The 21,134-nt window shown below is 34.4% G+C and carries 16 protein-coding genes; 8 read left to right on the plus strand and 8 right to left on the minus strand.

The window, feature by feature from the left end; translation table 11 throughout:
* Positions 1–74: 74 nt before the first annotated feature.
* The 3 genes from EGX70_RS08825 to EGX70_RS08835 form a co-directional block, all read right to left on the minus strand.
* Positions 75–1,463 carry a cell wall metabolism sensor histidine kinase WalK gene (locus EGX70_RS08825; protein WP_000730416.1) on the minus strand — a complete coding sequence of 463 codons (1,389 nt, stop codon included), beginning with the start codon at positions 1,461–1,463 and terminating at the stop codon, positions 75–77.
* Entirely contained in the window at positions 1,460–2,146 is a 687-nt protein-coding gene (locus tag EGX70_RS08830) for a response regulator transcription factor (protein WP_123948083.1), read from the minus strand. Before EGX70_RS08830 ends, EGX70_RS08825 begins: the two co-directional genes overlap by 4 nt.
* A gap of 232 nt (positions 2,147–2,378) precedes the next feature.
* Positions 2,379–7,094 (minus strand): S8 family serine peptidase, encoded by a 4,716-nt coding sequence (locus EGX70_RS08835; protein ID WP_001093374.1) that lies wholly within the window; start codon positions 7,092–7,094, stop codon positions 2,379–2,381.
* Between the two features lie 322 nt (positions 7,095–7,416).
* Between EGX70_RS08835 and EGX70_RS08845 the strand changes: the two genes are divergently transcribed.
* From EGX70_RS08845 to EGX70_RS08865, 5 genes are all read left to right on the plus strand, one after another.
* On the plus strand, positions 7,417–8,109 hold the full coding sequence (locus EGX70_RS08845; RefSeq protein WP_000410672.1) for an AzlC family ABC transporter permease: 693 nt from the start codon (positions 7,417–7,419) through the stop codon (positions 8,107–8,109).
* A complete protein-coding gene (locus tag EGX70_RS08850; RefSeq protein ID WP_000610952.1) occupies positions 8,099–8,422 on the plus strand; it encodes an AzlD domain-containing protein in 324 nt (107 codons plus the stop codon). The genes EGX70_RS08845 and EGX70_RS08850 overlap by 11 nt, the downstream gene beginning before the upstream one ends.
* Before the next feature lie 369 nt (positions 8,423–8,791).
* Positions 8,792–11,029, plus strand: coding sequence for a 5-methyltetrahydropteroyltriglutamate--homocysteine S-methyltransferase (gene metE, locus EGX70_RS08855; protein WP_000241559.1), 2,238 nt, complete (start codon positions 8,792–8,794; stop codon positions 11,027–11,029).
* A 44-nt stretch (positions 11,030–11,073) separates the two neighbouring features.
* Complete coding sequence (locus tag EGX70_RS08860; protein WP_000032994.1) at positions 11,074–12,918, plus strand: bifunctional homocysteine S-methyltransferase/methylenetetrahydrofolate reductase; 1,845 nt, start codon at positions 11,074–11,076, stop codon at positions 12,916–12,918.
* A gap of 346 nt (positions 12,919–13,264) precedes the next feature.
* On the plus strand, positions 13,265–13,972 hold the full coding sequence (locus tag EGX70_RS08865) for a DUF1003 domain-containing protein (RefSeq protein WP_000227144.1): 708 nt from the start codon (positions 13,265–13,267) through the stop codon (positions 13,970–13,972).
* Between the two features lie 164 nt (positions 13,973–14,136).
* On the opposite strand, the gene EGX70_RS08870 is transcribed toward EGX70_RS08865, so the two are convergent.
* Together EGX70_RS08870 and EGX70_RS08875 are read right to left on the minus strand one after the other, a co-directional pair.
* Positions 14,137–15,222 (minus strand): iron-containing alcohol dehydrogenase family protein, encoded by a 1,086-nt coding sequence (locus tag EGX70_RS08870; protein WP_000210838.1) that lies wholly within the window; start codon positions 15,220–15,222, stop codon positions 14,137–14,139.
* A gap of 200 nt (positions 15,223–15,422) precedes the next feature.
* Positions 15,423–15,962, minus strand: a complete 540-nt coding sequence (locus EGX70_RS08875) for a DNA topology modulation protein (protein WP_000684245.1) — start codon at positions 15,960–15,962, stop codon at positions 15,423–15,425.
* A 768-nt stretch (positions 15,963–16,730) separates the two neighbouring features.
* On the opposite strand from EGX70_RS08875, the gene cfb reads away from it, so the two are divergent.
* Together cfb and EGX70_RS08890 are read left to right on the plus strand one after the other, a co-directional pair.
* Positions 16,731–17,498, plus strand: a complete 768-nt coding sequence (gene cfb, locus EGX70_RS08885; protein ID WP_001101132.1) for a CAMP factor pore-forming toxin Cfb-I — start codon at positions 16,731–16,733, stop codon at positions 17,496–17,498.
* A gap of 172 nt (positions 17,499–17,670) precedes the next feature.
* A complete protein-coding gene (locus EGX70_RS08890; RefSeq protein WP_000162433.1) occupies positions 17,671–17,973 on the plus strand; it encodes a rhodanese-like domain-containing protein in 303 nt (100 codons plus the stop codon).
* A gap of 156 nt (positions 17,974–18,129) precedes the next feature.
* Here EGX70_RS08890 and EGX70_RS08895 read toward each other — a convergent pair whose 3' ends face one another.
* The 3 genes from EGX70_RS08895 to EGX70_RS08905 form a co-directional block, all read right to left on the minus strand.
* Positions 18,130–18,993 (minus strand): CPBP family intramembrane glutamic endopeptidase, encoded by an 864-nt coding sequence (locus EGX70_RS08895; RefSeq protein ID WP_001071067.1) that lies wholly within the window; start codon positions 18,991–18,993, stop codon positions 18,130–18,132.
* A gap of 304 nt (positions 18,994–19,297) precedes the next feature.
* Complete coding sequence (locus EGX70_RS08900) at positions 19,298–19,858, minus strand: TIGR00730 family Rossman fold protein (protein ID WP_001223118.1); 561 nt, start codon at positions 19,856–19,858, stop codon at positions 19,298–19,300.
* Complete coding sequence (locus EGX70_RS08905) at positions 19,855–20,172, minus strand: MazG nucleotide pyrophosphohydrolase domain-containing protein (RefSeq protein ID WP_000355472.1); 318 nt, start codon at positions 20,170–20,172, stop codon at positions 19,855–19,857. Before EGX70_RS08905 ends, EGX70_RS08900 begins: the two co-directional genes overlap by 4 nt.
* 213 nt (positions 20,173–20,385) lie before the next feature.
* Between EGX70_RS08905 and EGX70_RS08910 the strand changes: the two genes are divergently transcribed.
* Positions 20,386–21,000: a phosphatase PAP2 family protein gene (locus EGX70_RS08910; protein ID WP_001035910.1), complete on the plus strand. Its 615-nt coding sequence runs from the start codon at positions 20,386–20,388 to the stop codon at positions 20,998–21,000.
* Positions 21,001–21,134: the final 134 nt, after the last annotated feature.

The raw sequence follows: 21,134 nt of genomic DNA on the forward strand, positions 1-21,134 counted from the left end.
TTAGAATAACTTTTTGATCTATAGGTATTATAGGTTAAAAAAGCAATAACTTCTTTGAATTTTTGTAGGAAAAGTTAGGCAATTTTGTGGCAATTGAAATAAATCGTAAAAGTTGTTGAGGTTGAATCACTCTCAGCGATGATATTACCATGATGTTGCTTGATAATTTCTTTAGTCATTGCAAGTCCAATACCTGTTTGGCCGCCATGTCCTTTATAGAAGCGATCGAAAATATAAGGTAAGTCTTCTTTTGAAATGGCTGGTCCGTCGTTTGAGATAGTCAGTTTTTGATTTGTGTAAGAGATTTCAATATGAGAAACAGCATAGCGTAGTGCGTTACTAAGGATATTATTGATAGCTCGTTGAATCAACTCTTCGTTACCTTTTAGTAACTTTTCATGCTCGTCTGGTCTATAAGTGATACTAATTTTTTGTTTATTAGCTAGGGGTTTGAAATAAGCAATAATACTATTAAGTAATTCATTTAAAGAAAATTCATCTTTTTGATCACTTAAGTTACTGTCTAATTTAGAGAGTAAGATAATATCGTCTACGAGCTGTTTCATTTTTTTGCTCTCTTGCAGAATAACAGAGTGTGCGAGCTCGGCATCAATAATACCCTCTTGAACTCCCTCAGTATATCCTTGGATGGACATTAAAGGTGTCCGTAACTCGTGGGAGGCATTTTGAAAGAAGTTTCTTTGGCTCTCTTCTGCCTGGTAGATTCGATTTGCCATTTCTTGGCTCTCAAGTAGAAGAGGATCGAAATCAGAAAAGACAATTTCTTTTTGACTAGATTGATGATTGCCTTGATTTTTCCAAAGGCTGGAAATATAAGTTTGTACTGATTGAATAGATTCTCTAATTCCAGTGAAAGTCTTCCTCATAATAAATAGCATGGGAATATAGGTTAGTACTAAGATAACTATAAGAAAATGATTAATTTTAGTAATTAGATGCTGGGTGTAAGTAATGTCTGAAAAGTTAATCACATGAAAAAGTTGCGACTGTGCTTTAGGAACTTTTTTTATGCTACCATCAACAAGGATACCAGAGTAGTCTTTGGTCATTACATAATAGGTTTTTTTCTTGATGGTTACAAACATACCATCTTTTTCCTTGGAAATTTGCCACAATCTTTTTTGGGTAAGATAGCGAATAATATCATGGCTCTCTTTTTTATGATTATCAGTGCCATATTTCATACGATAATGCTGGTCAAAAATAGCATAGTAAGACCAAACAAAGATGCTATCTTGGTTAACCATATTTTCATCTGGTATTTTCTTGTTGTTATAGATACTATCTAAAATGGTGAAATTCGCCTGCATGGAATTCCTTGTCATTTGATGGACATAGTCTTTAATGACATAGTTGACAGAAAAATAGATGAGGTAAAAACCAAGAAATAGAGTGATGCTATTAATAAGGATAAGATTGCTAATTAAACTTTTCTTTTTCATTTGTCCTCTTTGATTAATTTGAAGCCGTAACCCCAGACAGTTTTGATACTAACTTGACTGTGGTATTGCTTAAATTTTTTACGTAATCGTTTAATAGTGTCATCAACTGCTCTGCTTTCAATATCATCAAATCCCCAAATACGATTAAGCAGTGTTTCCCTAGAAAAAGCAGTTTCAGGTTTTTCAATTAATACTAAAAGAAAATCAAATTCTGTCTTGGTTAAGGGCATTTCTTCATTTGATAATAGGGCTATTCGCTTTTCAGTATCCAGAGTTAAATCTAGGAACTGATACTGAGTGTCATTTTTGATTGCTTTTTCATCAAGGCGTTTGAACAATGCTTTAACATGTAGGCTAAGTTTTATAGGTGAAAAAGGCTTGGTGAAGTAATCGTCAGTTCCTAAATTAAAAGCCGTAATGAAATCAACATCAGAATCTCTAGCTGTTAACATGATAATAGGAACATTATCATATTGGCGGATGCTTTTCATAACATCTAAACCATTAGTTCCAGGCATCATTATGTCTAATATAACTAAATCGGGTTTTTGGGTTTTATAGGCTTCTAAGAGAAGGTCTCCAGTTTCAAATGCTCGAACAGTGAAACCATCATGTTCTAAAAAAGGAACCACCAAGTCACGAATATTCTTTTCATCATCAGCGAAATAAATTATTTTTGTCATGTATACCTCAATACCCATAGTTATAATTTGACTTTTAGCTAGCTGTTTATGTCATATCAAATATAACAAAAAAAGAGTTTTTTTCCTATTCTTTGAAGTGTTATAGTGTTATAAAACAAGATACTGCAGAGAAAAGGTCTTTAGGAACATCATTTTAAGCTCCTCAAAAAGGCACCCGTCACTAACTATTAATAGCTAGTAATTGATGCCTTGCTCTATTTTTTAAAGTATTTTATTCTCTTTTGATAGACTTTAGTTTGATTGTTGCCAGACCTAGCATAGAGAGACTAAATAGCAATATTGTATAGGTTATTTTAGGAGTGCTTTCGCCTGTTTTAGGAAGCTTGTTTGTCTTTACCTTTTGATTATCGGTTTGACTAGTCACCCCTAAGACACGCTTCTGAGCAACCTCACTTTCTTTAGTCATGCCTTTTTTGAATATCAACGCCTGGGGCTGATTTGGCGGATTGATAGGTGTGGTATTGAGAGAGTCATTATCATTGAGTGATTGACTATAATTCTCTGCGGAAGAAACTCTATCGCGACCATCAAGCTCTTGTTCGGTTGCTTTTATTTGGTTTAATAACTCTTCAACTTGAGCTTGTGTAGCTTGTCTATTGGAAAGCAGCAATTCTGCTTTCTTGATAAGGTTATTATAATTTTCTTTAGCAAATTGACTGGCGTTCTGATATTTAGATGATGTTTGTTTCAGAACATTTGCTTTAATTATCATATGGTGTAAACCAGAGTAATCAGTTTCATGACCATTTAATTGATTTTTAGCAATATCAAGATTTTCTAAGGCTTTGTCTACTTCTGATTGAGTGACGTTAGGTTTTTGTAGAAGGTTTTTCGCCAATTGGACTTGATTGATATAAGTTGATTGGCTTAATGGACTAGCATTAACAAATTGATAGTTTCCCTTGATTTCTGTTTCAGCTAAAATAGCTTTTGCCAGTAAAGAAGTATCTGTTTCTTTACCGTTAAGAGCTTGGCGACTTTCTCTCAAAGCAGCAATAGCATTATCAATACTTGTTTGTTCCACTCTATTTTTAATTAAAGTTTGTGCCTTTTCAAGATTAGCTAGGTAATTATTTTTTAAGTGAGTTCCAGCATTATAAAACACAGGTTGGGTAATAATGTCAGTTTGTTCTGCTAGGGCATTAATCAGAGGAGCTTTATTAATCAGCGTCAATTTTGTTAGGTTTACTTGACCTTCTTTTACGGATACAAGTAAATCATCTAAGTTCTCTAAAGTGCTATACCCACTAGGCAGAGTTACGTTTAAACGATAGTCTCCTACAGGTATGTTTTTACCATAGTCAGTAGGAGAATAAGTTGCTTTTGGTAGATCAACAACAGTATTTGTCTTAGTAACCAACTGGACTGTTGCTCCTTTTGGTAAAAGCTTGTCAAATTCAACGAGTAAGGCTGCTTTCTTGAGTAAGTTAACTTTAAATAAGACGTCTTTAAGGCTATCTTTTTCAGAAATAGTTACAGTGACACTTTTGGGACTGATTAGATTTGCTCGTTCCTCATCGTATAAGAATAGATCAAACGTATAGGTACCAAAAGGCAATTTCAGTAAATTGAGGTCTTTCCCGTGATGTTGCTTTTTGATGACATTACCTTTGTCATCTTTGACAGAGTAAGAGAAATCAATATCGACATTACTGTTAAGCTCAGGGCTAAACACTTTGACGTTTACTAAACCATTTTTATTGCCAATATTGATCAAATCTTCGAGTTTTGCTGATACTAGATTGCCTGCATAATCTTCAACAGTGTAGTAGACATGAGAGAAATCGTTAACCTCTTTAGGTAGAATAAAGCTACCATCCTTTTCTTGTTTGATAAATACTTTGTTATCTTCAACAAGGATACCGTCTTCTCCTTTTTGACGTAAGACGCTATTATAATGACCATCTTTATCTTTTTTTAAGTAAAAAACTTGTTCTCTAAAGATATCAGATTCCCCGTGTTCTACTGCAGGACGAGCTTTGAAGATACGTCTATCTTTGTCATAAGTTGCTGTTGTTAGTGTAGGAGCTTGTCTATCCAAAGTGATATCAAACACCATTTGTTGTGGCTTAGAGCCAGGGACATCAGAGTAATAAGTTAAAACGTATTTGTATTTTCCATCTTCTAAAGGAATACCATCAGTAGTGGTTCCTTTCCATTCTGTGTCATATAAAAATGTAGATTTTGGATTTTCAGTATTTCCGCTGTAGTAATTTTTATCTCCTGCTTGGGGAGCACTTACCCATAGTGGTTTTTGTAAATTAACATCATCTGCACGATAGACTTTGGCTCTTAAATTATTGAAATTACGTAAGAAAACACCTTTCACTGCAACGGCATCTTGATTTTGGTCATCATTAGGTGAAATGGCTAGATGAGGCTGGCCTTTTTGATCTAGTTGTAAGATCCATTTTCCATCTATAGACTTATAGCTTCCCAAGGCTTTCAATTGGATAGGACTAGTACCGTCTGTTGAGTAGATAGGTTCTGAACTTGTAGTCATTAAGGCAGTATAATCTTCTGAACCAGGAACTTCGTTTGTTTGTTTTGGTTGGAAATAAAATCCCTTTTCTTTGTTAGCAACAAGCTTATAAATGGATTTTTCTAAAACTTCTAAGTTTTGGAATTCTCCCTTAAATCCAACATAAGGAATACTAAGAACTTCCCCACCATCAACAGGGTCTGTAAAACGTACGTAGCCTTCTAGGAAATAGCCGTTTGGCATTACTTTTTTTAACATGTCATGGTATTTCGAAACATCTATATCAATTGTAATCGTTTTAGTTTGCCCTGGTTCAATCCGTATCGTTTTCCCTGTAAATGTACCAAGTTGTTGAGGAGCCAATGTGACAAAGCCATCTTTAACTTGATCAGTATTCAAATAGGTTGTATAGTGTAAATCTTTTGCAACTTTATTGATATTATGAACAGTAACATCAAAGGAAATTTTATCTTTAATATTTCCTAATGTAACGCTACCATAGTTGTTTTCCCCACCAGTTAGGTATAATCCTGTCTGAACTGCTGCTGCGACATCGATAATACCTGCTCCCTGTTGGCGTGGTGAGGTGTAAGCGCCTGTATCTTTGTTTAGGTGTGCTTTAGCAGTACTCATAAGAAGGTATTTGACAGTTCTTTCAATGTCACCTTTTTTAAGTTCTGGATGTTCTTTCAATAAGTATTGTTTAACTAGAGCAGTAGCACCAGCGACATGGGGAGAAGCCATACTTGTCCCACTCATCATATCATATTCATTATCATTGATAGCGGCGTAAATAGAGCCTCCAGGAGCAGATAAGTCAGGTTTTAATTGTCCGTCTGCTGTTAATCCCCAGCTTGAAAAGTCAGATAGGACACCTGCATTAGGGTTAGCTTGTTTATTTTTGATATTGTTAAATACAATTTTATAGCTTTTTTGAGCTAAAACATCTCCAAACTCTTTTTGGGTAAAAATGGCAGGAATAGTACTTGCTTCAGGATCTAAACTCATTGTTAGGTTAGCTTCCCCAGCTTTGTTATTAAAGATAATAGCTCCCACAGCACCGTGATTAATAGCATTGACGACTTTTTTTGTAAAAGTAATATCTCCACGTTCAATTAAGGCGATTTTACCATTTAAAGTTTTGTCCTTATAATCATTGTCGTTTCCTTTTCCTACGAAAACATAATCATATTGCTTCCCTACTTCAAAGGTCTTATCACTAACTTTAGGATCTGCATAAGCAGCTAATCCGTTGTTGAGATTTTTGTTGTTTTCTAATCCGATAATGTTAAAGACTTTATTAACCAGTGTTGTATTATTATATGATGCTACAGAAATGGCCTCACGAGCTGTTGATGGACTACCAATTAAACCATAATCAGGATAAAGAGCAGAAGGCTTTGATGCTCCACTCCCAAATGTACCGTCGTTACCTGCTGCTATAACAACAGAAACGCCAGCGAGTCTAGCCATCTCTAAAGCTTTTATAAGTCGGTCATCGGCATTAACTAAAGAGCCATTAGCTCCACCTAAACTTAAATTAATGCTATCAGCACCGAGTTTAACGGCATCTTCAATAGCTTTAACATAAAGGGCTGGTCCAGTTCCTCTTTTTTCATCAGAGAAGACTCTCATAAACATTACTTGTGCTTCAGGAGCAACACCATAGATTAATTCATTTGTATCTTTCTTGCTAGGATTAGCTGTTGCGATACTGGTTACGTGCATACCATGAGAAGTGCTTTTCACCTCTTTTAGCTCTGTATTGACATCAACATAGTTGTGACCAAAGATTACTTTGTTGTTATACCATTTTCCATAGTTTATACCAGCTTTTGCTTTAGCAGCATTCATTTGCTGTTCGTTTTGGTATTTTGCTTTTGTCGAATCATTTAGTTGGAGAGCATCGTGATTGGTATCTAGTCCTGAGTCAATAATTGCTACAACAGTTCCCTCTCCTTTGTAGCCTGTGTTCCATACTTTGGGGACAGTGATAATTTTATTACTATCAATGTTTTGAGGGGTTTCTTTAGAAATAGCTGGTGTAGGTTTGACTGCTAAATTTTGTTTGGTTAAAGGAGTTTTAGAAACTTCTTGAGTGCTTTCAACCGGTTGATTTGCGGCTGGGGAAAATGTCTCGGTGGCTTGAGAGTGAGACTCAGCTACTGGTTGTGTTTCTGTTGGACTATTATTATTAGCCTTTGTAACAAGATTGTCTTGAGCTGTCGACGCAAGGGCTGATGACGTGTTGTTAGTAGGTGTCTCATTTGCTATGCTCGTTGGACTGTCTTTTACTTGCTGTTCAACTGCAATATCAGATGGCTTATTTATGACAGAATCAGCAGCTACATTTGTGATACCGCCTAAAAAAAATAGGGTTCCCAAAAGTACAGATACGGCACCTAACTTATATTTCCGGATTGAAAAACGCTGTTTTGTGTTCATAAAAATCTCCTTTTCTTGTAACATAATAATTACAAAAACTATTAAAACATAAAAAATCAAAATTTTCTACAATTTTCTGAATTTTCATTACAAATTATTTTGTGGTCAATTTAAGACCGTACCTAAAGTATTTTTTAAAAATCATTCTATGAAAATAATAATATTGTCCAACTATATGGCTACAATATCAAAGGTTTATAGAATAATTATAGGATATTTATTAGGCTAATTGCTGGCAAAGCTAAATAATCGTTCCCCTTCTTTCTTAGTAATCACCGTTGTGCTATAATAACTGAATATACTGAAAATTTAGGGGGATATGATGGAAAAAGGATTTAAAGATGGAGTGAAAGATGCCTTGCCCACAGCTTTAGGGTATATCTCAATAGGCTTGGCGTTTGGGATAGTTGCTTCAGCATCAGATTTATCTGCAATAGAAGTGGGTCTTATGAGTGCCTTGGTATATGGGGGATCTGCTCAGTTTGCTATGTGTGCGCTATTATTAGCAAAAGCAGACTTGATGACTATTACGATAACAGTATTTTTAGTTAATTTGAGAAATATGTTAATGAGTTTACACGCGACTACTATCTTCAAGTCTGCTCACCTAATGAATCAATTAGCCATAGGAACTCTAGTAACAGATGAGAGCTACGGCGTTTTACTTGGAGAAGCATTACATCACAAAGTCGTATCGCCTAGTTGGATGCATGGTAATAATGTGATGAGTTATTTGACATGGGTAATCTCAACGATAATAGGAACTTTACTGGGGAGTACTATTCCTAATCCAGAAATGTTTGGTTTAGACTTTGCATTAGTCGCCATGTTTATAGGTCTCTTTGTATTTCAGTTGTTTGGGATGTTATCTGATGGAAAGCGACTTGTTGTATATGTTCTTGCTTCTGTAGGTTTAAGTTACTTCTTATTAGCCACTTTTTTGTCAGGAGCCTTATCAGTATTGCTTGCGACTGTTGTTGGATGTAGTGTGGGAGTTGTTTTAGATGATAAATAGTACCGTTTTTCTTGCTATTCTTTTAGGTTTTGTTGTTTCTTGGGTGCCAAGAGTCGCTCCATTCATATTTGTAAAATACAAAGGGCTACCAAATAGTCTTGTGAAATTTTTAAAATTTCTTCCTCTTTCTATTTTATTTGCCCTAACATTCTCTAGCTTTTTTTCAGTTAAATTAGGACAATTGCCAACACTAAAATGCTTAGATTTATTGGCTGGCATACCAACTCTAGTTGTCACTATTCGATATCGAAATTTATTTTACACTGTTCTTACTGGTATCGTTACTATGGCTTTATTGAGATTACTATTTTAACGTGTAGGAATGGGAGATTAATAAAAACACAAAAAACGCATCTATTTCTAGATACGTTTTTTGTGTTTTTGTCTAGACAGGAACTTTTGATAGCCGATATGTAATAGTTTGACTAATTGTTAATAATATCAACAGATTTTTCTGTATCTTGATAATATGAGTTGATTGTAAGATTGCTTTTTAAAGATATCTACGTGTTGCTGTTTTAAAATTTATAAAAAGGTCTATAGTGGTTTGTATAGTTTAAAACTATATAAATCACTAAAAATATAAAATATTAAAAGCTATTGATATTATAGTTTTCATGGACTAAAATAATTCATAAAACTAAAAGGGTTAGTTATTAGCTATAACTTGATGGAGGAAATTATGGTAAAAGTTTCAAATTTAGGGTATCCACGTCTTGGTGAACAGCGCGAATGGAAGCAAGCGATCGAAGCTTTCTGGGCAGGGAATCTTGAACAAAAAGATTTAGAAAAACAACTAAAACAATTACGTATCAATCATTTAAAGAAACAAAAAGAGGCAGGTATTGACCTTATTCCAGTGGGGGATTTTTCTTGTTATGATCATGTTTTGGATTTGTCATTTCAATTCAATATAATCCCAAAGCGTTTCGATGAGTATGAGAGGAATTTAGACCTTTATTTTGCTATTGCAAGAGGTGACAAAGATAATGTCGCATCATCTATGAAAAAGTGGTTTAATACCAACTACCACTACATAGTCCCAGAATGGGAGGTTGAGACTAAACCTCACTTGCAGAATAATTACTTACTTGATCTTTATCTAGAAGCTAGGGAAGTAGTTGGTGATAAAGCAAAGCCGGTTATCACTGGTCCAATAACCTATGTTTCCTTATCATCAGGAATTGTCGACTTTGAAGCGACTGTTCAGCGGTTATTACCACTTTATAAGCAGGTCTTTCAAGATTTGATAGATGCAGGCGCCACCTATATTCAGATTGATGAGCCGATATTTGTAACTGATGAAGGTGAACTTTTAGTAGATATAGCTAAGTCTGTCTATGATTTTTTTGCAAGAGAAGTACCACAAGCCCACTTCATCTTTCAAACCTACTTTGAATCAGCAGTCTGTTTAGATAAACTCTCTAAGCTGCCAGTAACGGGATTTGGCCTTGATTTTATACATGGTAGGGCGGAAAATTTAGCTGCTGTTAAGCAAGGTCTATTCCGCGAAAAAGAATTATTTGCAGGAATTGTTAATGGTCGAAATATCTGGGCAGTAAATTTAGAAGAAACGTTGGCTTTATTGGAAGAGATAGGTCCCTTTGTTAAACGTTTGACCCTTCAACCTTCTTCAAGTCTTTTACATGTACCGGTGACGACTAAATACGAAACACATTTAGACCCTGTGTTAAAGAATGGCTTATCATTTGCTGATGAAAAACTAAAGGAATTAGAACTATTAGCTAGTGCTTTTGATGGTAATAAAACAAAGGGATATCACGAAGCTTTATCTCGTTTTTCAGCTCTTCAAGCTGCTGATTTTCGTCATGTAGCATTGGAATCATTAGCAGAAGTAAAGCTTGAACGAAGTCCGTATAAATTACGCCAAGCTTTGCAAGCTGAAAAATTACAGTTACCGATTTTACCAACAACAACTATTGGGTCCTTTCCTCAATCACCTGAAATTAGGAAGAAACGCCTTGCTTGGAAAAGAGGAAATCTATCTGACTCAGATTATAAAGATTTCATAAAAACTGAAATTAGAAGATGGATTGCTATTCAAGAAGATCTTGATCTTGATGTGTTAGTACATGGCGAATTTGAGCGTGTGGATATGGTTGAATTTTTTGGTCAAAAGTTAGCTGGTTTTACGACAACCAAATTAGGCTGGGTACAGTCTTATGGTTCAAGGGCGGTCAAACCACCTATCATTTATGGTGATGTCAAACATATTCAACCCTTAAGCCTTGAAGAAACGGTTTATGCCCAAAGCTTGACTAAGAAACCTGTTAAAGGCATGTTGACAGGTCCTATTACTATAACGAACTGGTCATTTGAGCGAGATGATATTAGCCGATCTGATCTTTTTAATCAAATTGCTTTGGCTATAAAAGATGAGATTCAACTTTTGGAACAATCAGGCATTGCTATTATACAAGTGGATGAAGCAGCCCTTCGAGAAGGTTTACCCTTACGCCAGCAAAAGCAACAGGCTTACTTAGATGATGCTGTTGCGGCCTTTAAAATTGCAACTTCATCTGTGAAAGATGAGACACAAATTCATACACATATGTGTTATTCAAAATTTGACGAAATTATTGATTCTATCCGTGCACTAGATGCAGATGTTATTTCTATTGAAACGAGTAGAAGTCATGGGGACATCATTGAAAGTTTTGAAACAGCAGTTTATCCTCTAGGAATTGGCCTGGGTGTTTACGATATTCATTCCCCTCGCATACCTACTAAGGAAGAAATTATTGTCAATATTCAACGATCACTAAAATGTCTATCAAAAGAGCAATTTTGGGTAAACCCTGACTGTGGCTTAAAAACACGTCGTGAAGCAGAAACAATTGCTGCCTTGGAGGTTCTTGTTTCAGCTACCAAAGAGGTTCGTCAGCAATTAGATAATTAATAGGTTAATCAGTAAAGGATTGCCATGAGGGAGGAGTAAAGAAGATGTCCAAGTTTTTAGAGAAATTAAAAACAGATATTCTAGTAGCTGACGGTGCAATGGGAACTCTCCTTTATACTTATGGGCTAGATACTTGTCATGAATCCTACAATGTAACACATCCAGAAAAGGTTCTAGCCATTCATCAAGCTTATATTGAAGCGGGTGCAGATGTTATTCAGACGAATACCTACGGGGCTCAACGTCATCGATTAAAGAACTACGGTTTGGAAGATCAGGTTGTCTCTATCAATCAAGCAGCAGTTAATCTAGCTCATCAAGCGACTTTGGGTAAAGAAACATTTATTTTAGGTACTGTTGGAGGTTTTCGTTCTCAAAGACAATGCGATTTAACATTGGATAATATTGTAGAAGAAACTTTGGAACAAGTTGAGGCTTTATTGGCGACTGGACAGCTAGACGGATTATTGTTTGAAACTTATTATGATATTGAGGAGATAACGACAGTTTTAAAAATTGTGAGGGAGATGACTGATCTACCAATTATTACTAATATTTCTCTTCATGAAGCAGGGGTAACATCAAATGGAAAGCCTATTGTAGAGGCGCTCAGCCAATTAGTTATGTTAGGTGCAGATGTGATTGGCTTAAATTGTCACCTTGGACCCTATCATATGATCCAATCATTGAAGCAAGTTCCTTTATTTGCCCAGTCTTATTTGTCAGTTTATCCTAATGCAAGTCAGTTATCTTTAGACGGTGAGAATAGTCAATACCAGTTTAGTCAGAATTCAGAGTATTTTGGAAAATCTGCAGAACTTCTCGTAGCAGAAGGAGTTAGGCTTATTGGTGGTTGTTGTGGGACAACTCCAGATCATATTAGAGCTGTGAAACGATCTATTAGAGGATTGAAACCTATTGAACGAAAGGTTGTTACTCCTATAATACCTGTAAAAGATTTTGTTAGGCGTATCAGACGAACAGATACTCTAGTGGATAAGGTAAAAAAAGAAGTAACAATTATCGCAGAATTAGATCCTCCAAAACATTTAGATATCGTTCAGTTTCAAAAGGCTATACGAGCGATTGACCAAAAAGGTATTGCAGCAATTACTTTAGCAGATAATTCACTATCTAATACACGTATTTGTAATTTAAGTATAGCTAGCTTGCTTAAAGATGAAATTAGTACACCCTTTTTACTACATATAGCTTGTCGTGACCATAATTTAATTGGCTTACAGTCTAGACTGTTGGGCATGGAATTATTAGGTTTTAACCATATTTTAGCCATAACAGGAGATCCGACTAAACTTGGTGATTTCCCAGGAGCGACTAGTGTTTATGATGTGACTTCCTTTAAACTCCTTTCTCTGATTAAACAACTTAATCAAGGTTTATCTTATAGTGGTGCTAGCTTGAGACGTCCAACCGATTTTACAGTTGCTGCTGCCTTTAATCCTAATGTGAAAAACCTTACTCGAACCGTAAAATTGATTGAGAAAAAAGTAGCTTCTGGTGCTGATTATTTTATGACACAACCAATATTTGATCACTCTGTGTTAAAGGAATTAGCTGATCTTACTAAAACAGTTGAACAACCCTTTTTTATCGGAATTATGCCAATAACAAGTTATAATAACGCTGTTTTTCTACACAATGAAGTTCCTGGTATTAAACTTTCTGAGTCATTTTTATCTGCTCTTGAAAAGGTAAAGGACGACAAAGAAGCTTGTTTAACTTTGGCCTTAAACGAGAGTAAGTCCTTGATTGATGAAGCCTTGAACTATTTTAATGGTATCTATTTGATTACTCCCTTTTTACGCTATGATCTGACTCTTGAGTTAATTGACTATATACAAAAAAAGCAAGTAAGAAAGTCCTCTTAACTTTCTTACTTTTTAGTTGGTCGTTTATTATTATAATAAAAGTTACGTACCAAAACAGAGGTTAAACTAGATTTTTAAGCCACCTTCTATACTAAGATAAATTAGTTAATTTAAGTTTTCTTTAAGTTTATAGACTTAGAATAAAGCGTTATTTTGATGGGTAGCATAAAATCAAGGCATAATATAGATGTCAGCGATTTTTTTAGACTAACGAAATAACGATGTAAAGCTTAATAGGGGTGTATCAAATACTCACTTATATAGTACCAAAAGCCTATAGCCTGTTGGCTAGCTTGACCGTATTCAAATATTGAATAAATCTTGGTTGAGAAAGGGAGGTATAAAAATGGTATGTGTCGATTTTATTGATCAAAAAGTTTATAGTGAAGCAGAAGGTCTATTTGTTTCCGATTTAGACTTAGGCATTAAAGGTTTAATAAGAGCACGTTATCCTTTTGCTCTGGATAGTGACTTTATTTCGTATGGAAATTTAAGTCATTATTGTATGAATTATCTTGACGAAATTGTTCAGCGAGCGAATCAGAAAAATGAGAAGATAAAATATAATGTGACTACCTTGATGAAAGAAGAAGAGAAGCCCTTCAACGTTGAAGAGCGTTTGAACAAGCAAGCAACTATCGGTCAACGAATTGCTGATGATGTTGCGCGTTTTGGCGGATCTTGGACTTTTATTATCGTTTTTGTATCCATTATGGCTATTTGGATGTTGGTTAATATCATGAAGCCTTTTGGTATTCAATTTGATCCTTACCCATTTATCCTGTTAAACTTAGCTTTATCAACGATTGCTGCAATCCAAGCACCACTTATTATGATGAGTCAAAATCGTGCTGCTGATTATGATCGTTTGCAAGCTCGAAATGACTTTAATGTCAATAAAACCTCTGAGTTAGAAATTAGATTATTGCACGAAAAGATTGACCATATGGTACAACAAGATCAGTTTGAATTGTTAGAGATTCAAAAGTTACAGACAGAAATGCTAGTATCATTGGGAAATCAGTTAGCACAATTGAAACAACTACAAAAATAATCTTTTAGCAGTTATTTAAAAATACTGATACAATACTAAGAATTTAAATTAATACTGCAACTTCCTATAATGGAGAGCAGTATTTTTACTTTATTAATAACAAAAACCCCTTAGATGATGTGTCTAAGGGATTTTTGTATCGGAATAATCGAGTTGGTGAATTATTAGGCTAGTGTCTGTCCGAAAGCGTCTGCTGCTAAAATAGCTTGAGCAAACATTTTGGGATCGAAAGGGGTATTTTTGTATTCATTAGTAGTCATTGCAATTTCAACAATTTTTGGAATATCTTTTTCTGATAAAGAGACGTCAGCTAGAGTTGTTGGCAAACCTAGTGACTTATTAAAACGAGCTACTTTTTCAAGTTCTTCTAGTTCGTTGAAATAAGCATGTAAAACTAACACACCAAACGCAACTACAACGCCATGTAAGAATTCACCTTGTCTTTGAATAGCGGTTGTACCATAGTAAAATGCATGCGCGTGACAAGAATTGTAGTAGAAATCAGGTTGATTAACTAAATTAGAAGCATAGCCAGTTGAGATTAAGATATCAAGCGCAATTTCTTCAACTGCACGCGAAGCTAAATTAGCTTCAACGTCTTTTAGACCTTGTTCACCAAATTGATAAAAAGCTTCCTTTGAAGACAGAGCGACTGCTTGTCCTAACACTGCAGTATGTGGTAGTTTATTGGTCTTAGCCTCTAAGGTAGCACGTTCTACTTCAGGGGCTTTTGAAATACCGTCCCCAATACCAGCCCAAAAATATTTGCTTGGTGCCTGTGCAATGATCCGTGTATTGATAAAAATATGAAGTGGAGACTCGGGATAGCCGTATCTTAAGAAAGAATGGTCATCATTATATACAACTGCAATGGCAGTACCTGCGGAGCAATTAGAACAAATAGTTGGGATAGTAAAGCTATTTTTACCTAACTCTTTTGCTACCATTTTAGCTGTGTCTAAAGCTTTTCCACCGCCAAAACCTAAGATAGCATCAGCAGCTTGAACTTGTGGGTTGGCTACTAACTTGTCAATGTTAGATTGTGTTGAATCCGTTCCATAGACAAAGCTTCCTGTGACTTTAATATTTGCTTCCTCTAAAATAGAGCGAACCTCGGCTTCTGAGCTGTCTAGGGCACGTTTGCCACCGACGAAAGCAATGCTTTGAATACGGTAAGTTGCCAAAACGCTAGGAATTTCTTTGAAGCAATCTTCTCCGTAGCTATAATTTGCCATTACATTTGTTGTCATTCAGTGTCCTCCTCTATTCCAAAGGTCGATTAGAGACAGCTATTTTCTAAAAGTGAATAGTTTTTTGTCTCTTGACCAAGTGATTATCATATTATAGCAGAATATTCAGAAAATTGGAACATGAAAAACAATTTAATTTTCAAGAATAAGAATAGAAAAGGTAAAGCGAGATATACGAGTAAATACTGTCAGTATAATAATTATAAGCTCTTGAGAGGGTCTGTATTGGATGCAACAGGGAGTTCTTTTAGGTATTGCTCAAGATCGCGTTGGTGTTTTAGAATCTTTATTTTTTGAGGGTAGTTCTCAATAACTTGCTTATAATTTGATTTTTGTTTATCAGAGCGACCGTCTTTAAGAATCCAACTGATAAATTCAAAATCTAATTTTTCCGGGCATCCATTGGCCATATCAGGTCGAGTCTTACCACGAAACTTACAGTAACGTTTGAATGCTCTCCACAAGCAGTTGAAGCGATTAAAGTCAAAAAAAATAATCTCATCTGCATCTGCTAGACGTTCTTGATATAGCAGTTTTTTGTAGTTACCTTCTATAATCCATGTTCTTCTTTCTAACATGCTGCTGACATCGTCAATCATGTCATCATATTTTCTCTCTTCCCAATTTGGGGCGAAGTGAATACTATCAAGGTGTAATACATTGCAATTATAGTAATTTCCCAATTTTCTCGCTAAAGTGGACTTACCCGACCCACTATATCCGATTATTGCTATTTTCATATACTACCTCCGTTAAATTGTTTACTTGAAGTTAATGCTGTACTTAGGATTTACTTATTTTATAAGGGTTATTCACTTTTTTAGATTAATATATTTTTGATATAAGTTATCCATACACATGGTAACATAATTACCAGTAAATGTAATCTAGATATCAATACTATGGTTGACGATATTGTTAACTTTTGGTTCAAAAAATTGGGTAAAAATCATCGGAGGGAACTGCCAAACAAACTCACAGTTTAAAATACTAAGTAATAAAAAGTCTTGAACTTATTATGTTTAAGGCTTTTTAAGCGTCTAAACTACTTGGTCTAGTATGAATTTCTAAACAGAAAGTAAAAATAATGAGTTTTAGTATGGTTTTTTGGGCATAATGGAACGATTTTATCTAAAATAGTACGTTTCTTATTAAATTTATTTTTTAAGAAAAACATTAGGCTAATCTATTTGATAAAAATAGTGATAAGTAGAAATTTTCTAAAATATTTAGATTTATATAAGGTGGTAAATTCTCGTTATGGTTTTTTACATGAAAAATTAAATTAAATTATCAGAAATTAACAAAAGGATAGGCGCAAGTATATTATAGCAAAATGATAATATTAGTTTTATGAAAAAAATGCAGTTTATTTGTAATAATGTAAAATATAGGGGAAAAGAAAGCGCTTGACGACCTTTTGGACAAGTAGTAAGATACAAACATGGGCCCTGTAAATTAAAAATACTGCAGTAAAAGTGATTTTAGTTTAAAGGAGGAAATTCATTATGAACGTTAAACATATGATGTATCTATCTGGAACTCTAGTGGCTGGTGCATTGTTATTTTCACCAGCTGTATTAGAAGTACATGCTGATCAAGTGACAACTCCACAAGTGGTAAATCATGTAAATAGTAATAATCAAGCCCAGCAAATGGCTCAAAAGCTTGATCAAGATAGCATTCAGTTGAGAAATATCAAAGATAATGTTCAGGGAACAGATTATGAAAAACCGGTTAATGAGGCTATTACTAGTGTTGAAAAATTAAAGACTTCATTGCGTGCCAACCCTGAGACAGTTTATGATTTGAATTCTATTGGTAGTCGTGTAGAAGCCTTAACAGATGTGATTGAAGCAATCACTTTTTCAACTCAACATTTAGCAAATAAGGTTAGTCAAGCAAATATTGATATGGGATTTGGGATAACTAAGCTAGTTATTCGCATTTTAGATCCATTTGCTTCAGTTGATTCAATTAAAGCTCAAGTTAACGATGTAAAGGCATTAGAACAAAAGGTTTTAACTTATCCTGATTTAAAACCAACTGATAGAGCTACCATCTATACAAAATCAAAACTTGATAAGGAAATCTGGAATACACGCTTTACTAGAGATAAAAAAGTACTTAACGTCAAAGAATTTAAAGTTTACAATACTTTAAATAAAGCAATCACACATGCTGTTGGAGTTCAGTTGAATCCAAATGTTACGGTACAACAAGTTGATCAAGAGATTGTAACATTACAAGCAGCACTTCAAACAGCATTAAAATAATATTTGCATTTTTCGTGTGATGCTGTCGACTTCGTGATTTTGTACTACCATGATTTTTACGATTAAAAGGTTTACGATAATAGTCATAATAGTAGAACGATGTCACCATTTTAAATAATAAAGTGATTAGTCATTTGACTAAATTTACCAAGTATCAAAGGAAATAAAGATTATGACTAAAAAGATAACTGTTGTAGCATTAGAAACATTGATTGCCCAGCATAATAATATCCATTTGATAGACGTTCGTGAAGAGCATGAGTATCGTGGGGGGCATATTCCAGGTGCGATAAATCTTCCTTTGAGTCAACTCAGTCATAAGTTTGAACAGTTAGATAAAAATAAGGAATATTATCTTGTTTGTCAACGAGGGGGAAGATCTATTAGAGCATGCCAATTTCTTGAGTTGAAAGGCTACAAAGTAATCAATGTAGATGGTGGCACAGAAGCGTGGAGAGGAAATCTAGAAGTGTAAATATGTCCTGTGTAGTCTACCATATTTGATAATAAAAAAATTGACATTATCTCACTATTAATGACCTTTTAGTAAACATAAAGAAAAGTATGTGTTTTGAAAAGGAGGATGATTATCCTTTTCAAAACCATACTTTTTGTGTCTTGTGGCTTGGTCTTAATTAATAGTTGTTAGGACAATGTCGTAAATGACAAGGAGAATAAAAGGCCAACTAGTAAGTAATAATTTTGTGTATTGTTTAGAGTTTATTGAGTCAGCCTCTCGAACGTTAGAGTGCAGACTTATACGATGGCGAGCAGTATTCCTATGCGTAAAAAGGTAATATAATATAAATAAGATTGCTAAAATTAGCAATATATTTTCAAAATAAGTCCCGTATAACTCGTTTACTGTTGATAGCTGGGTGAAAATTTCTACGATAAAGTTATTGCAGATATGAAGGAGTAGGGCTACCTTAAAGGAATAATGGTAAGCGATAAAACCCATTATGATACCCGCAATAGATGTAGTCAATAGCTGAGAAATGTCTTGGTGCATTAAACCAAATAGGATGCCAGAAGTAATAATGGCAAACCATTTACCATACTTGGATAATAAATTCAATACTATTCCTCGGTATAAAACTTCTTCAAAAAAAGGACCTACAACAACAGAATAACTAATCATAAGTATACTGAAGGTGGCATCATAATTTTGACTTTCCGATTCCATAATATTGAGATGATTTAGCACAGCATCCCATATTGTGGAGACTATATTATTAGTAGTATATATAATGCTTAACAAGAATAAAATAGTGGTGAAAGTGATTGTATGATGAGTTGCCGTTAGATGTTTTTTTAAATTTTTAAAACCCATAAAAAAACAAGGAATGAGTAAGGCGATTAAAGTACTTGCTATACCTATCCAGACATCATTTTGTAAGATTTCAGCAAATAGTGTAGTCGCCAAACTTAAAACAATAGCCTGAGCTAAAAGTATCAGCCCGATTAGGTTAAGTCTCTTTTTTTCTTGATTCAATTGATTACCTCCTTATTAATAACGGTAACGACAAAGAAATATTATAATGTATAATGTATAGGTTTCTAAGTCATTAGTCAATAGGGACGGGCACTTGGATACTTCTAATAAGATAAAATACATAGACAAGACTATGGTTTTGGCTTCTCTAAAGATTACCTAAAAATTTATAAGTTCTCGATCAGAAAGGATGAGTTTGGATATTGAGAGGAGGGGCTTGACCAGCTGAAAGAAAAATGAACCAAGGGTAATCGCTTCGAAAAAAGAAGGAAATTTCAATTAGAAACTTCCTTTTTTTATCAATCTAGTATTGGCGCGTGCTAGGGACTTTATAATTCGTTATAAAATCTTCGATTTCAGCAATATCATCTGAGAATAGGACATTTTCTCTATCTTCCAGACTAAGAAAACCCTCACCAACCATATGATCAAACATATTTTTTAAATCATTAAAGTAGCCATTAACATTATATAAAATGCAAGGATTATCATTTTGACCGATGCGAGACCAAGAGATAACTTCGGAAATTTCTTCAAGGGTACCAGGTCCACCAGGTAGAGCGATAAAGGCATCTCCAAGTAGCATCATTTTTGCCTTACGTTCAGGCATATTATTTACTATGATAAGCTCTGATAAATTTTCATGTGCAATTTCACGATCTCTTAAAAATGTCGGAATAACACCAGTAGTATAGCCACCATTTGCAATCACAGTATCAGCCATGACTCCCATTAAGCCAACTTTTCCTCCACCATACACCAGAGAATGTTTGTTTTGTGCCATCCATTGTGCTAAGGCAACTGTTTTTTCACTATAAACAGGATTTTCCCCAGTACTTGCTCCACAAAAAATAGTTATTCTCATGTTTCAAACCTCTTTTCTAATTTAGTGCGATGTGCGCTGATAATCTCTTCTAGTGAGATATTATACTGATCAGCAAGTATGAAGATATTATCTAAGACATCTCCTAGTTCTTCTTTTATATCATTTAAGTTTTCCAAATCAGTTTGTTCGGTTTCGTCAGGTCTGTCACGTCCAATTTCATATTTGCGAATGGCTTGAGCCAATTCGCCGACTTCTTCTGAAAGAAAGTTACTTCTAATAAAAGAATTGTATTGATACCAGTTTCTTTTTTTATAGAATTCGCTCACCCATTTTTGATAATCTGTAATATCCATTGTTCCCTCCGTTTCAAGTATATTGTAGCAATATTGCTTTATTAATGAAAATTTGAACGCTAATTAATAGGAAAAGTTCGTATTTGGTATTTCTTCTAGTTTGTGAATAGTCATATTTAAACCTAAGAGGTTAGCGCGTGCTTTAAGCATTTTTTAAATATTTTAAACCATAATGTATGAAGATTTATCTCTTTATTAAAGTGAGGTTATGTAGTGAACAAGAAACCCTTCTTCCAGTGTGTTATACTATTTGTTTCTTTTTTAGTGTTAACATTAGCAGTTAAATCTCAAAGTGATATGATAAGTTATTTGGATAATATCACTTCAGCTTTTTTTCAAAGCATACGAAACCCCGATTTAACTAACTTAATGACGATAATATCAACAGTTGTCAGCCCTTTGACAACGTCATTAATAGCACTTGTTATCCTTGGGTATCAATATTTTTTAAACGAAAGGATAGCTGTGTGGCTATTTATGTTATTTTTTGGTACCAATGCTTTGGCACTGCTTTTAAAAGATATCATCGCACGTCATAGACCTATGAATCAACTTGTTTTTGATTCGGGTTATAGTTTTCCCAGTGGACATACGATATCAACGTTTTTATTAATGATTCTTGTTTTAGTGGTTGCAAGACAGAGATTGAGAAGAGTATTGTCACAAGTAGTTTTCGTAATATTTGCATTAGTGATCCTTGCATCAGTTATTTTTTCAAGACTCTATTTAGAAAATCATTTTTTAACGGATATTTTAGGGTCGTTGTTACTAGGAGCAACGTCATATTGTGGTTTGTCTGCTATTGTATCTTTGAAAGAGTTACAATAAAAATAGTAGTTACCAATGAATTATAAAAGAGCCTTTCTTAAGGGCTCTTTTATAATTCATTATTTTTCAATGACAAATATTAGTGAAGTTAATTTTTATTTAACCATTGTTATTATTAATGCTATTTTGCCACT

The sequence above is a fragment of the Streptococcus sp. FDAARGOS_522 genome (assembly GCF_003812445.1).
Lineage (GTDB): Bacteria > Bacillota > Bacilli > Lactobacillales > Streptococcaceae > Streptococcus > Streptococcus agalactiae.